This window comes from Macrococcus sp. GL_134, assembly GCF_057834705.1.
This window is the reverse complement of record NZ_CM174409.1, coordinates 1540179-1554649: the sequence shown is the minus strand read 5'-3', so window position 1 is coordinate 1554649 and position 14471 is coordinate 1540179. Positions and strand designations below refer to the sequence as shown.

General features: G+C 42.3%; 14 protein-coding genes. 8 read left to right on the top strand and 6 right to left on the bottom strand.

What is annotated here, in order from left to right:
- Positions 1-111 precede the first annotated feature (111 nt).
- The 3 genes from AC3IPL_RS08030 to yhaM are packed head-to-tail and all read left to right on the top strand — an operon-like array spanning position 112 to position 5137.
- The gene (locus tag AC3IPL_RS08030) at positions 112-1293 is read left to right on the top strand and encodes a metallophosphoesterase family protein (protein ID WP_489240479.1); all 1182 of its coding nucleotides are present in this window, start codon (positions 112-114) and stop codon (positions 1291-1293) included.
- On the top strand, positions 1290-4196 hold the full coding sequence (locus AC3IPL_RS08025) for an AAA family ATPase (protein ID WP_489240477.1): 2907 nt from the start codon (positions 1290-1292) through the stop codon (positions 4194-4196). The genes AC3IPL_RS08030 and AC3IPL_RS08025 overlap by 4 nt, the downstream gene beginning before the upstream one ends.
- Entirely contained in the window at positions 4196-5137 is a 942-nt protein-coding gene (gene yhaM / locus AC3IPL_RS08020) for a 3'-5' exoribonuclease YhaM (protein WP_489240475.1), read from the top strand. Before AC3IPL_RS08025 ends, yhaM begins: the two co-directional genes overlap by 1 nt.
- Before the next feature lie 32 nt (positions 5138-5169).
- Here the strand turns inward: yhaM and AC3IPL_RS08015 are convergent, their stop codons facing one another.
- The 5 genes from AC3IPL_RS08015 to AC3IPL_RS07995 form a co-directional block, all read right to left on the bottom strand.
- On the bottom strand, positions 5170-6093 hold the full coding sequence (locus tag AC3IPL_RS08015) for a foldase protein PrsA (RefSeq protein ID WP_489240472.1): 924 nt from the start codon (positions 6091-6093) through the stop codon (positions 5170-5172).
- A gap of 99 nt (positions 6094-6192) precedes the next feature.
- On the bottom strand, positions 6193-6738 hold the full coding sequence (locus AC3IPL_RS08010; protein WP_489240471.1) for a DUF3267 domain-containing protein: 546 nt from the start codon (positions 6736-6738) through the stop codon (positions 6193-6195).
- A gap of 44 nt (positions 6739-6782) precedes the next feature.
- Positions 6783-7331, bottom strand: a complete 549-nt coding sequence (locus AC3IPL_RS08005) for an HTH-type transcriptional regulator Hpr (protein ID WP_489240469.1) — start codon at positions 7329-7331, stop codon at positions 6783-6785.
- Positions 7332-7413: 82 nt separating this feature from the next.
- Positions 7414-7767 carry a YtxH domain-containing protein gene (locus tag AC3IPL_RS08000; RefSeq protein WP_489240467.1) on the bottom strand — a complete coding sequence of 118 codons (354 nt, stop codon included), beginning with the start codon at positions 7765-7767 and terminating at the stop codon, positions 7414-7416.
- Positions 7768-7815: 48 nt separating this feature from the next.
- On the bottom strand, positions 7816-8229 hold the full coding sequence (locus AC3IPL_RS07995) for an HIT family protein (protein ID WP_489240466.1): 414 nt from the start codon (positions 8227-8229) through the stop codon (positions 7816-7818).
- Between the two features lie 110 nt (positions 8230-8339).
- Here AC3IPL_RS07995 and AC3IPL_RS07990 point away from each other — a divergent pair, with 110 nt between their 5' ends.
- Together AC3IPL_RS07990 and AC3IPL_RS07985 are read left to right on the top strand one after the other, a co-directional pair.
- On the top strand, positions 8340-9077 hold the full coding sequence (locus AC3IPL_RS07990; protein ID WP_489240464.1) for an ABC transporter ATP-binding protein: 738 nt from the start codon (positions 8340-8342) through the stop codon (positions 9075-9077).
- Positions 9070-10287 (top strand): ABC transporter permease, encoded by a 1218-nt coding sequence (locus AC3IPL_RS07985; protein WP_489240463.1) that lies wholly within the window; start codon positions 9070-9072, stop codon positions 10285-10287. The genes AC3IPL_RS07990 and AC3IPL_RS07985 overlap by 8 nt, the downstream gene beginning before the upstream one ends.
- A 73-nt stretch (positions 10288-10360) precedes the next feature.
- On the opposite strand, the gene AC3IPL_RS07980 is transcribed toward AC3IPL_RS07985, so the two are convergent.
- Positions 10361-10858, bottom strand: a complete 498-nt coding sequence (locus tag AC3IPL_RS07980) for a hypothetical protein (protein WP_489240461.1) — start codon at positions 10856-10858, stop codon at positions 10361-10363.
- A gap of 136 nt (positions 10859-10994) precedes the next feature.
- Between AC3IPL_RS07980 and hemE the strand changes: the two genes are divergently transcribed.
- Genes hemE through hemY form a run of 3 tightly spaced genes read left to right on the top strand, consistent with a single transcriptional unit; the run spans position 10995 to position 14366 of the window.
- Complete coding sequence (gene hemE / locus AC3IPL_RS07975) at positions 10995-12038, top strand: uroporphyrinogen decarboxylase (protein WP_489240459.1); 1044 nt, start codon at positions 10995-10997, stop codon at positions 12036-12038.
- A 12-nt stretch (positions 12039-12050) separates the two neighbouring features.
- Positions 12051-12983 carry a ferrochelatase gene (gene hemH / locus AC3IPL_RS07970; RefSeq protein ID WP_489240458.1) on the top strand — a complete coding sequence of 311 codons (933 nt, stop codon included), beginning with the start codon at positions 12051-12053 and terminating at the stop codon, positions 12981-12983.
- Between the two features lie 6 nt (positions 12984-12989).
- Positions 12990-14366 (top strand): protoporphyrinogen oxidase, encoded by a 1377-nt coding sequence (gene hemY, locus AC3IPL_RS07965; protein ID WP_489240456.1) that lies wholly within the window; start codon positions 12990-12992, stop codon positions 14364-14366.
- The last annotated feature ends 105 nt before the right edge of the window (positions 14367-14471 follow it).

Below are 14471 nucleotides of genomic sequence, written 5' to 3'. Positions count from 1 at the left end.
TAACTGACGGCTCACATCAAGTTGAGAAAAATCCATCTTTTTTCCTGTATCCATACAACTGACTTCATATTTGTTGTAAAATAAACTGAATACTAGAAGTGAGGGATTGCCATGATTAAATTTATCCACTGTGCTGATCTGCACCTCGATGCACCGTTCAAATTGAACCACTATGTATCAGATGCCATTATGGAAGATATACGCAGATCCAGCTTTGAGAGCTTCAGAAGAATGATTACAGATGCCATTCATCATCAAGTAGATTTTGTCCTGATTGCAGGGGATTTGTTTGCTGTTAACAATCAATCGTTACGCACTATGGTGTTCCTGAGAGAACAGTTTGAACGACTGCAGGATGCTCATATATTTGTCTATATCATCCGCGGTGAAGCCGATGATATTAAATATTCCCGAATTAAGTGGCCGGCAAATGTCATTGTCTTCGGTGAGCAGGTTGAAACGTATGAATTCATCACTAAGGAAGGCAATATCGTCTATATTCACGGGTTCAGCTACAAAGAACATACAAGTTATGAGAACAAGCTTGAGCAGTATCCGACAAATCAAGTGGATACAAGTATACATATCGGTCTGCTGCACGGTACTTTTGTCAAGCAGCAGACGAAAGACCCGCTGACAGAGTTCAGTCAGGAAGAACTCAACGAAAAAATGTACCATTACTGGGCGCTCGGTCATATTCATGATAGGCGTCTCATCAGTGAACTCCCTCACATTCACTATCCAGGTAACATTCAAGGGACGAGTATAGATGAACTCGGGAAGAAAGGCTATCTGCTGGTGACGGGTGACCATGTATCGATGGATGTCGTCTTCGTGCCGACCCAGTATATTCGCTTTGAACGCGCACAGCTGACATTAAGTGATACAGGCAAGAATGCCATTTATCAGGATTTAACGGATTTTAAGAATGACCGTAGAAAAGAGGGTAGATGCATCTATCAAATAGAGCTCATCAATCATAGTGAATCATTGATTAATCCAGGTCAAATCGATGAATTGTTATCTTTACTGCAGCAATACGAAACACATGAGCAGAACTTCATCTGGATTGATGAGTTGATAGTTAAGCAGGAGCATGACGTTCTGACGCTGCATCAGGAATTTGACCGTGAGTCGCTTGCGGATGATGCGCTGTTCAATGAAGCAATGAGTCCGATCTACCACGATGATACGATGGCACGTTTTCTTGATGATTACGCAGCATTCGATAAGAATGAACTGCTTGAAATAGGTGAAAGAATGATCAAGGCACGAATGAGGGATGACGCATGAACATTAAATCATTAGAAATATACGGCTACGGCAGACTTCAGCAGCGAAAGTATCAACTCAACCGGTCATTCACTCAAATATACGGGGAAAATGAAACGGGCAAGTCAACGATGCAGCTCTTCATCCATTCCATTCTGTTTGGCTTTCCTGCAGCGGATGAACCTAAACTGCTGCCGAGATTTTCAACGACTTATGGGGGTCATCTGCTGATTGATATGGATGGTGATGAACTGTTCATAGAACGCGTGCATCGCCAAAGCAAAGAAGAACTGACTGTACGCTTTAACGACCAGCCAAAAGACGAAAGCTGGCTGAAACAGAAGCTGAACTTCATTACAAAAGAGACGTATAGACAAATATTTTCATTTGATGTGCTGAGCCTGCAGCATGTCCATCAGTTGACAGAAGACAAACTGCAGAATTATCTGCTTCAGGCAGGGGTGTTCGGTTCTGCGGAGTATTCAAGCCTGGAAGATAAGATGTCAGATGAGAAAGTACAACTGATAACGGACGACCATGAATCAGGGAAGCTGTATGATCATGTGCTTGAGCTCACTAGTCTTGAGATTCAGATCAGAGAGGAAGAAGCAAAGCTTGAACAATATGATATTCATGAGAGCCGTGCTTATCAGTTAAAGGGCAAAATCGATCTCCTGAAAACACATATTGAGCAGTTGACAGCGATTCAGCAGCGTAAGCAGAAGGAAATGATGTTCCATGCGGATATGAAAGAGTGGAAGCAGCTGGAACATCAACTGAACATTGAGCCGATTGTCTTCCCTGATAATGGGATTGAACGCTATGAATCACTGAAGCGGCAGAGCTATAACACAGACCGTGACATTATGCTCAGACGGGAAAAAGTGGATCAGCTGACGAAAGAGATGGCAAACATTGAACTGATGTCTGATGACGATTATCATTTGGCGCAGAAATTACTCAAAGAAGAACCAGTCATCAAACAGCATGAACGAACATTAAAATCACTAGACCGCGACATATTGGACAAGCAGGCAGCACTTCATGCTCTGCAGTCAGATATCGGCTGGACAAGTTATCATGATGTCACGCTCGGAGCTGCACTTAAGGAGCAGCTGGTCTACAACGTCGCAGAAAAAGAACGTCTGGCGCTGCAGCTCGAGCAGTTGAACCGTGAACTCGAACAGTCCAGGCTCGAAGAGACGATTACAGCAGACGAAAGAACTGCGCTGCTGCCGAATGTCGTCTCAGATAAGCAGTATCAAGACGGGATTCAGTTAGTCGCTCAGCAAGATGAACTGGCACAGAAAACTGAATTATATAACAAATTGAATGCTGAACAAAAAAGAACAGCTGAAATTGAAGAGCAGCGACGTAAAAAATTAAACATAGTGTACAGTGTTCTTGGGATAGCGGCATTAGCAGCGGCCGTCTATCTGTTCTTGAATGCATGGATAATACCTGCAGCAGCACTGTTGGTCATACCGATTGCTATGATTGTGCTGTATGCAATGAATAAGCCATCAGATGATAGTCAAGGTCAGATAATGGAAGATGAACTCAGCGGCCTTGAACAGTCGATAGCCACATTGGCACGTAATCTTGATGATTCATTCGATTTAAAGCAGCAGCGTGCTTACAGAGAGCAGATGACGGCTCTCAACAGAGAACTGCAGGCCCATGCGAGAAAAGCAGCACAGCTGAAAGCCCGACTCAATAAAAAACAAGCGGACTTTGATGCAATCCAGCACGAATTGAATAGCACGAAGGAGCAGCTGCACCTTCCAGTGACATTTGAAGATAGTCTGCTGCACCATGCGTTCCGGACAATCGGTAAGATGAAACCATTGACCGCAGCCATCAGCGAACTGAAAGAGCAGTATCAGACTGAACAAGCAGTCATTGAAGCCTTCAAAGAACAGCTGCGCGCGTTCAGTGCTATCAATGACAGCGAACATCTTGTCACAGCCTTTCAGGAATTAGGCGCTATCGTTAAGTCGGAAGACAAGCAGCGGACCCAGCAGGCCCGGTTGAATGAACAGCTGGCATTGAGTGAACGCGAACTTGCCGCTGTTCAAACATCGTCAGAAGAAATGAATAAGGAAACTGCACAGTTATTCACTGAAGCTGCTGTTGATGATGAAGCAGCCTATTATTCAAAGCATACGGAATACAAGCAGTACAAAGAAAATTTAGAAAAGCACCAGAAGCTCAGTCAGAAGCTAGAAGAAGAGAACTTCACTTATGAGATGAATACAGAGCTTGCCTATACTTCTACTGAAGATTTGAGGCAGGCAGCAGCGGATATCACCAATCAAATCCAGCAGCTGAACGATACGCTTCAGCAGGAGCAGTTTGAACTGCATCAAACAAAGCAGCAGCTGAACGAACTTGAGAATAATACACTGCTCTCTGAGTTGAATTATCAATATGAAATTGAAAGACAGATTGTCAACAGACTTGCTGAACAGTACGGCGCACTTAACTATATCGAAACATTGATCAGAGCGCACCGTCAGCAGGTCAAAGAAGAAAGAATACCGCATATCATTAGTGAAGCATCACAGATTTTTAGTACACTGACAGAAGGTAGATATATCGCAGTGATGTACGAAGCAGGTCTTGTCGTCAAACACAAAGATGGACAGGTGTACCAGCCGATGGAACTGTCGCAGTCGACAAAGGAACTGCTATACATCGCTATGCGTTTCAGCTTAATCCACCATTTACATCAGTTATATCCACTGCCTATTATTATTGATGATGCTTTCGTACATTTCGACAAACAACGAAAAGATTTCATCATAGATTATTTGATGAAAAATGATGACAATCAAGTTCTCTACTTTACGCCTAACCGTTCGTCCCATATTCCAGGTAAAAATACGCTTGTACTTGAGCGTCATGACAAGGAGACTAAATAATGAGAACAATAGAAAATTTGAAGCCGGGTGAATCAGTCGATGCATTCTTTATGATTCACCGGGCAGTGCAGGGTGTGACAGGACAAGGAAAACCTTACTTGACACTCTATCTGAAAGACAAAAGTGGTGACATCGAAGCCAAAGTGTGGACGGTCTCTGAAGAAGATATTAAGATACTTGTTCCTGAGAAGTTAATTCGCGCGAAAGGCGACGTCATCGATTACCGCGGCAGAATTCAGATGAAGATCAATCAGTTCCGTGTAGCCACTCCAGAGGACGGTGTGAAACTCGAGAACTTTCTTGAATCTGCTCCTGTCGCTGCAGATGAAATGATAGACCAGGTGATGACTTATGTCATGGATATCAGCAATGCGAACTTACAGCGGGTGACGCGTTTACTGCTGAAGAAATATCAGCAGGAATTTATGACCTATCCTGCAGCGAGTTCCAATCATCATAACTTTGTATCTGGATTGATGTACCACGTTGTGACCATGCTGAAACAGGCAGAAGCACTGTGCAACATCTATCCATCATTGAACCGCAGTCTGTTATATGCCGGTATCATTGTACATGATATGGGCAAAGTCAAAGAGCTGTCAGGGCCGGTTGCGACAAGCTATACGGTTGAAGGGAATCTGCTTGGACATATATCCATCATGAGTGATGAAATCGCTGAAATTGCGAAAGAACATCATATTGAAGGAGAAGAGATTCTTCTGCTGAGACATTTAGTACTGTCACATCACGGTAAGTATGAGTACGGTTCACCGAAGCTGCCGATGATCAAAGAAGCGGAAATTCTGCATTTCATCGATAATATTGATGCGCGGATGCAGATGTTTGATAAGCATCTCAAAAAAGTCGACAAAGGACAGTTTACAGAGCGGATCTTTGCGCTTGAAAACAGACAGTTCTACAAGCCGTCATCATTGGATTAAAAAAAGCACAGCCGGGAAGGCTGTGCTTTTTGTTATGACTGCTGTGCATTAGAGGTTAAAATCTGTTCTTCTACCACTTTTTTCATGTCTTTATCTTTATAGTCTACATCGTAATCTTTAAGCAGTTTTTTGTAGGCATCGACCATGACTGATGGATCTTTTTGGATTTTAGCCTGACGTACTTGAGTTTTCAAGTCGTCTTTCTTTTTGTTGAAATCATCTTGTTTGTCGGCTTTGATGATATGGTACCCATAATCAGATTTCACAAGGTCAGAAATTTCACCTTCATCAAGCTTGAACAATGCTTTTTCGAACGGTTCTACAGTCTGTCCTTTGACGACATATCCAAGTGAGCCGCCGTCAGATTTTGAACCAGCATCGCCTGTTTCTTTCTTCGCAATCTTCGCGAAATCATCAGGATTTTCTTTGACTTGTTTCAGTACTTTTTCAGCTTTTGCTTTCGCTTTTGAAGCTGACAATCCTGATGGATCTGTTTCTGATTTAATTTTGATCAGAATGTGTGATCCTTTTTTTGCATTCTTTTTCACTTCTTCGTCCGATACTTTCACTGTGTCTTTCATCAGCTCTGTTTGATAAGCATCGTTGATACGTGATTCTTTGTATTTTTTAATGGTCATTCCCGGCTGCTGTTGTTGAAGAAGAGATTCGAACTGCTTTTCGCCGCCGTATTTTTTTACTTCAGCATCGACATCTTTTTTCACTTTGTCTTCATCGACTTTGTCACCGTATTTATCTTTCAGGATATCAGTAATAAGAATTTGAAATGCTGTTTGAGCGACTTCATCTTTACCCATCTGGTCGATGACGTTTGCTGAACTCACGTCTCCTGCCTTAGATGTAATTAAAGTTTCACCTTCATTGTTACCGCATGCTGCTAGTCCGAGCACTGACACTGATAACACAGCAGGCAGTACAGCTGTTTTGAATTTATTCATTATAATTCTCCTTTTCTAAAAACCGTACACCCAATATAGCATACTGAAATATTTATTTGCAATTTACTCTAACATCTATTGATTAAAATGAGATGAGAATTAACCTTCACATTTTATTAATAGCTCAAGGCCGTGACGTCGCTCTTCAATGAAAGTGCCGCGCGGTGTTTTGACTATATATTTGAAGTAAATAAAATCAATATAGGAAATCCCTATGTTAACAGAACAGAGAAACAGCAGATAATGGCCATATTCAGGCGTTGCCATAGCACCGGCGATAGTTAAGCAGGTGATGATGACAAATGGCAGCAGCAGAGCTACGGTGAAATGAAGCTTGCTGACTGGATGATTGACTCTGACATTGATCAGTGGCGGCCATGACTTTCTCGTTACTTTCTGAATGACAAGCGATTTGAAATCATTCATAAAAGCAACTAAGTGCAGCACCTTATGAACTGGATATAGGACGATAAGACTTAGCAGAAAGGCGATGAAATTAGCGTCGCTGAACGATGTATTCGTAAAAGTATTAAACAGTTCAAACGATATAAGAAAGACTATGCCAGTGATGATGGACGAAATAAAGATAATTCGCTGCAGGCCATAAGTCGTTTTAATATTAAAATTTTTAGTGCATGATAACACGATAAATTCTCCTTGTTGTTGTTAATGTGGACATATCTTATGCATTATGCATTATCACTATCGTTCTCGTCAAGCAGAATTTTCATTAACTCATCGTGACTGGTATTAAGCTGTTCAATGAAGTCTTTGCCGTAGATCTGGCCGACCATAAAAGTGATGTCATTGAAATGGGGCAGGGTGAACATTGAATCTTTATATTCCTCGGCTGCATCATAAATTCTGTTGTCAATACCACTATAGGCTGTATAGGTTTCGTACAGCACATCTTTTCCTTTCTGAGTCAGTTCAAGATACGTATTACGCTTGTCATATTCACTTTTCGGCATGGTCAAATAACCGCGCTTCTCAAGGTTTTTGGCGAAGTTGAAGACAGTCGATACATGCATGACACCATACTGAGAGACTTGGGATATCGTAGCTTTTTCGAGATTTCTGATGATGATGAGTATATGATGTTCATTAATATTCAAGTCGTAAGGTTTAATCCAGTTCTGCCAGTCTTTTTCAATCGTCTTCCACAATGCTTTGCTGAGCTGAGAAATTCTATGAGTATATAACAATTTTTCAATCGTTTCACGATCTCTTTTCATCATATTGCCTCCTTAAATATAAAGAAAAAGCATGATGTCGAACATCATGCTTTAATTTCTTATTGATTATTATTTTAGCATACTATTATTTTTTCGAAAACGTTTCTTTCACTTCATCCACACGGTTTTTCACATTTTCTACGTTGGATTTGAGGTGATTGATGTTCGGATCAATATCACTTTTATACGTTGCGATCATTGTTTTGACTTCATCACCCATCGTTTTCATCGTTTCCTGACTTTCATTTTTTGTTTTCATGACATAGTCTTTCACTTCAATGGCCTCAACTTTGAGCTGGTGAAGCAAAGATTTCGTGTCATACGAATCAGTGACAAATTTCTGTCCGGTCTGTTCTGAACGAGGGGATTTCATAATCCCGGTAATAATACCTGTAGCTACGCCTGATGTGAAGCCCAGTAGGACTGTTTTAAGTTTCATGTGAATTCCTCCAGTAGTTTTGTTTGTTATACCCCGAAACAGAAACAATCAAGCATCCTTAATGGTATGGAGGAGTGCTGTCATGTCATCCTGTGCTACGTCATGTGTCTGCCAGTTATAACTGAAGCCGTCTGTTTCATTGTTGTAGCGCGGCATAATATGGAAGTGAAGATGAAAGACGCTCTGATCAGCAAAACTTCTGTTGTTTTGCAGAATATTGATTCCGTCAGGCTTAAGTGTGTCATCAATCTGCCGGGCAACTTTTTGTACCGTGGCAATGGTTTTTTGCAGCACGTCCGGGTCAGTGCCGAGCAGGTCATCACTATGTTGTTTCGGAATGACAAGCGCATGACCTTTTGATACTTGTGAGATGTCTAGAAACGCCATTGTATCCTCATCTTCATAAATTTTGTAAGATGGGATGTCACCGTTGATGATTTTGCAGAAAATACATGTTGTCATAAGAGTCCCTCCAATCATTTAACGATATTATATCATTTAATTGATTTAGATAGGAGAATGGACAGGTTATTTGATACAATATGATATAAAGAAATTCTGGAGGTGCAGCAGTGACTGTAGAAGTAAAGCAATTAACAGGGGGTTATGGCAATCAGCCTGTGATTCATGATATTAATTTTACGTTGCAAAAAGGACAGATTGTCGGATTAATCGGCTTGAACGGGGCCGGGAAAAGTACGACAATCAAACATATGCTCGGACTGCTTCGACCGATGCAGGGTGAAATATTGATTGACGGGCTGTCGTTAAACGATGCGCCTCATGACTACCGACAAGAAATCACTTATATACCTGAGTCGCCGGTACTCTATGACGAACTGACCCTTGAAGAACATATAGATATGACAGCGATGGCATACGGCTTGTCAAAAGAGACAGCGATGGATAGAAGTATGCCGCTGTTGAAAATATTCCGTCTTGAGGAAAAATTAAAACAATTCCCGCAGAACTTCTCAAAAGGAATGAAGCAGAAAGTGATGATCATCTGTGCATTTTTAAGTCAGCCGAAACTGCATATTATAGATGAGCCTTTTCTAGGACTTGATCCGCTCGGCATACAATCGATGCTTGAACTCATGGTAGATGCACGCGAGGCAGGACGAACCGTACTGATGAGTACCCATATTCTCGCGACAGCTGAGAAGTACTGTGATTATTTTTTAATTATGCATCAAGGACGATTAGTAGCTCAAGGGAATATGAGAGCGCTGCAGGACCGACTAGATATGCCGGGACAGTCGCTAGACGACATTTATATCCGGTTGACGCAAGGTGAAGTCCATGTTTAATGCACGAACGTTGTTTGACAAACGCTCAAATGACAATAGAGAAGACGTGATGCGTTACAGCAAATATATTTTTAATGGGCACTTTATATTGTTCTTATCTATAGCTGTCGGAGCACTCGTACTGCAGTACGGAGAATTACTGAGACATTTACCGAAGGGCATCAACTACCATCTGATTATCGCGCTCGTATTATCTCTCGGCATCGTTACTCCGCTTAGAACTTATTTTAAAGAGGCTGATCAAGTATTCCTGCTCGCCTATGAGAAGCAGCTGAACAGCTACGTCAATAAAGCCATCATCGCAGCATTTGTTAGAAGGCTCATCGGGTGGACGATATTGTTTGCTGTCTTTATCCCGCTCTACCGTGCGGCGTCGTCTGATGATAGTTATGGTTTAGGCGGTGCGTATGTGTTCGGTGTCATGATGATTTTGATCGGGTTGTTTGTCAGATGGTTCGCAATGAAACTGGACATCAGTCATTCAGCTGTCAATATACTGCTGTTTCTGATGGCTATGGCAGGAATATATAATTTATTGCAAGGTGTTTATTTTACATCAGTCGGTGAAGTTGCTTTTAGTGTTGGCCTGGCATATTTGCTTAACCATATTTCACGGAACTATGTCTTTAACTGGGATAAGATCATTGACTATGAGCGTGGATTGACGCAGCGTCAGTACAAGACCATCAACATGTTCACAGACGTAAAAGGGTTAAAAGATAATGTCAGACGCAGACGTTTTCTGGATGGTCTATTGGTACAAGCAAGTCAGAATTTCAATCAACAAGGGATGTTCTTGTATTTATTCAAGCGGAATTTTGTGCGCAGTAAAGATGCTTTCTGGATCATCATCAGATTAGTAGTCATTGGCGGTGTCATTATCTGGCTTGTAAGACAGCCGGTTATCGCAGCGATCATCGGTGTATTTGTGGTCTACATCATTGTGCTCCAGTCATCACAGTTTTATAAGCAGCAGGCTTATCAATTATGGCCGCAAGTGTGGCCGGTCAAGGAAACACTCGTCATTGATGGGTTCCGCAAGTTTCTATGGCAGCTGTCACTTGTTGTCACTGTATTGATGGCTGTGATCTATATCGTGTTTTATTCAGCGCATTTTTATTATGTGATTGCATTTTTCGCTGTCATGTGGTGGACGAACCAGCAAGTAATGAATAAATTACAGAAGAAAATGACATTGCTGAAAGATTAGAAGTCCAAGTTTGAGAGAAAACCGTGAAATCAGTCGGAACACAGCCTTCAAATCAGCAAAACACTGCTTCCTGTCATTCTTTGATAGGAAGCAGTGTTTTTGTAAAGTGAATATTTGAAATGAAGTCCGCCGGCTGATAGTTTTTCACTACGCTGTCTTCATAAGTATCGCGGTAGATTGAGCTGTTCTTGAAATCAGCCAATGTTTGTTCATCACTGAACTGTAGTACAACACAGTATGACTGACTGCGTAATGGTCGGAGCAGTCGGTAGGCCGTGAAGCCTGCATAGTCACTGAAGTTCTTCTGTTCTGTCAGCTTACTTTCAGCGACTTTTCGGCGGTCGTCACTGACCTGGAAATAACGAAGTATAAGCGGTGCGTGAGCGGTCACTTCACCTTCACTGTCGATGATTTCAAAGGATTCGGGTGTACTGAATACAGTTTTCTCTGTTGATTCTTCATATAATATGATGTCTTCCGGTCCAGCAAATTCCAGTATTGACCGATTTTTATGTTTGTCGATCAATCGCTGCATGTAATATTCAGAGCCATGTGTTAAATAAGTAAACATTTGATCACTCCTTTACTCATATCTTACCCGATAATTTTGTATTATGTCAGTTTTATGACAAATACGTATTCGGGGGCGGCATGATATTGGTTGTGTTAAAATAATTAATAATCATTATAAAGTAGGAGGAATAGCTTTGAAGCCGTTCAACGATACAATTTTAAAAGCAGCGTATGGTGAAAAAACAACGCATACGCCGGTCTGGTTCATGCGCCAGGCAGGACGCAGTCAGCCGGAATACAGAGAAATCAAGAAAACACATTCATTGTTTGAAATCACACATGACCCTGAGTTATGTGCATATGTCACAAAATTACCGGTCGACCAGTATAATACCGATGCTGCCATTCTTTACAAAGATATTATGTCACCCCTTGGTGCACTTGGTGTGGATGTAGAAATTAAATCAGGAATAGGACCGGTCATCGGCAATCCAATCCGTCACATCAGTGACGTCCAGAAACTCGGTGAAATCAACCCGGAGCAGGATGTGCCATATATTCTTGATACGATCAAACTGCTGACGACTGAACAGCTATCTGTACCATTGATCGGTTTCACTGGTGCTCCTTTTACATTAGCAAGCTATATGATAGAAGGCGGACCTTCAAAGAACTATAATAAGACTAAGGCGTTTATGTATGAACAGCCTGAGAGCTGGCACCTGTTGATGGAGAAGCTGAGCGACATGTGTATCACTTATACGCATGCTCAAATCGATGCAGGCTGTAAGATGATTCAAGTATTTGATTCATGGGTCGGTGCGTTGAACCGTGAGGACTACCGGACATTTATCGCACCGCACATGCAGCGTATTTTCAGAGGTATTAAAGAGAAGAATGTACCGGTGACAACATTCGGTGTCGGCGCCAGCCATTTAATCGAGGAATGGAATGCACTTCCTGTGGATGTCGTCGGTCTTGACTGGCGTATACAAATTGAAGAAGCACGCGCAAAAGGCATCACTAAAACGTTGCAGGGGAATTTGGATCCTGCAATTCTGCTCGCACCGTGGGCAGTGATCGAAGAGCGTCTTACACGCATTCTTGATCAAGGACTGCGGTCTGACAGCTACATTTTCAATTTAGGTCACGGGGTATTCCCGGAAGTTCAACCCGACACGTTAAGACGTGTATCAGAATTTGTTCATACGTATTCAGCAGATTATAAATCTAATTAAGGAGTTATTGTAATGAAAAAAAGAGGGTTACTGGTTATGGCGTATGGTACGCCGTACAAAGAAGAAGATATTGAACCGTACTACACACATATCAGACGTGGACGTCGACCGTCTGAGGAAGCACTGCAGGATTTAAAAGACCGCTACAAGGCGATTGGAGGAATTTCGCCGCTCGCAGGTACAACAGAACGTCAGGCCGAGGCATTGCGCGACGAACTGAACAAGGATAAAGACGTAGAATACGTGCTGTATATCGGTTTAAAGCATATCCAACCATTTATTGAAGATACGGTCAAACAAATGCATGAAGACGGTATTGAAGAAGCTGTGACGATAGTTCTCGCACCGCACTTCTCTGATTTCTCTGTGAACTCTTATAACCAGCGTGCAGCTGAAGAAGCGGAAAAACACGGTATTAAATTGACGCACGTCAAAGATTTCTACCGTCAGCAGAAATTTATTACGTTCTGGCGCAATCAAGTAGATGATACATTGAAATCTATTCCAGAAGATGAATTGGATGATACGGTGCTGATTGTCAGTGCGCACAGTCTTCCGGAGAAAATCAAGGAAAAAGGCGATCCTTATCCAGATCAATTGGCAGATACAGCACGCTTAATCAGCGAAGCATCACAGATTAAAAATGTTGCTATCGGCTGGCAGTCTGAAGGTAACACACCTGACCCGTGGCTTGGACCAGATGTTCAGGATTTAACACGTGAACTCTACAACAAGCACGGCTATAAGCACTTCATCTATACACCGGTCGGTTTCGTCTGTGAGCACCTTGAAGTACTGTACGATAACGATGTTGAATGTAAAGATGTCTGCCATGAAATCGGTGCAGTATACCATCGTCCTGCGATGCCGAATACGCATCGATTGTTCATTGAAGCAATGGCCGACGAAGTGAAATCTGTGTTAAATTCACAAGAAATGAAGTGACCGGTCATGAAAAAAGTAGCAGTTATTGGAGCAGGCATTACAGGCTTGTCCGCTGCACATTATTTAAAGCAACAGAGTGACGTCCATATCGATATACTTGAACAGTCTGAGCGTGCAGGCGGTAAAATCAAGACGTATCAGCAGGACGGTTATACGATTGAACTGGGTCCGGAATCTTATTTAGCGCGTAAGACCATCATGACTGAGCTTGCAGAAACACTCGGCATGAAAGATGAACTGGTGACCAATACAACAGGACAGTCTTATATTTATGCGCGCAATCAGCTGTATCCGATACCCGGTGGTTCTGTTATGGGGATACCGACAGAAATCAAGCCATTCCTCAAGACAAAACTCGTCTCGCCTATCGGAAAACTTCGGACAGGGATGGATTATTTCATTAAGCCGAAACCGATGACGACAGATATTTCAGTCGGCGCATTTTTCAGGAAGCGTGTCGGTAACGAAGCGCTTGAAAATTTAATCGAGCCGCTGCTTTCCGGAATATATGGCGCTGATATCGACAAATTGAGCTTGAAGACGACGTTTCCGAATTTCAAGGAACAGGAAGAAGCTCATGGCAGTCTGATTAAAGGAATGCGCGCTCAAAAAAGTAAGACGAAACCTACTGTTCAGCCGAAAGGACAATTCCGGCAGTTCCGTAATGGCCTTCAGAGTTTTATCGACAAACTTGCTGAGTCTGTGACGGAACACGGTGTGGTTATTCACTATAACAGCACAGTCACAGCCATTGAATCGCGCAATCAGCAGTATGTCATCACGGTCAACGGCGAAGAACAGTACTATGACGGTGTGATTACGGCAGTTCCTCATACCGTATTCAGCAGATGGTTTGATGATGCACCGCTCCGCTATTTCAAGCATATGCAGGCAACCAGCGTAGCAACAGTGGTCATGGCATTTGATGAATCTCAAGTCAACAATGAAGAGAACGGCACAGGATTTGTAATCGCCCGAAATTCAGATACAGTGATTACAGCCTGTACATGGACTAATAAGAAATGGGAACATTCAGCACCAGCTGGAAAAGTGCTGCTCCGTGCATATGTGGGGAGACCTGGTGATGATGTTGTTAAAAAACATAGCGATGAAGAACTTGTGAATCTTGCGCGGCATGATCTTGATCAAATGATGGATATCAACGGTGAACCTGAATTTTCAATTGTGACACGGTTGATGCAGAGTATGCCGCAATACGAAGTGGGGCATATCGACCGGGTTAAAGCTGTGCAGCGCTATATGGCTGAGCAGTATCCAGGACTTATTTTGACAGGCGCCTCATTCGAAGCGGTCGGGCTGCCGGATTGTGTCAGACAAGCTAAAGACGCCGCTGATCAGTTATCAGCTGTGCTTAGGAGATAATGATTGACGCCTTGAATAATGATACGTTCAAGGCGTCCATTCTTGTATCTTTTCATTCATATCCTATAATGGCGATATAATGAACAAGAATAGGCTGCCATTAAA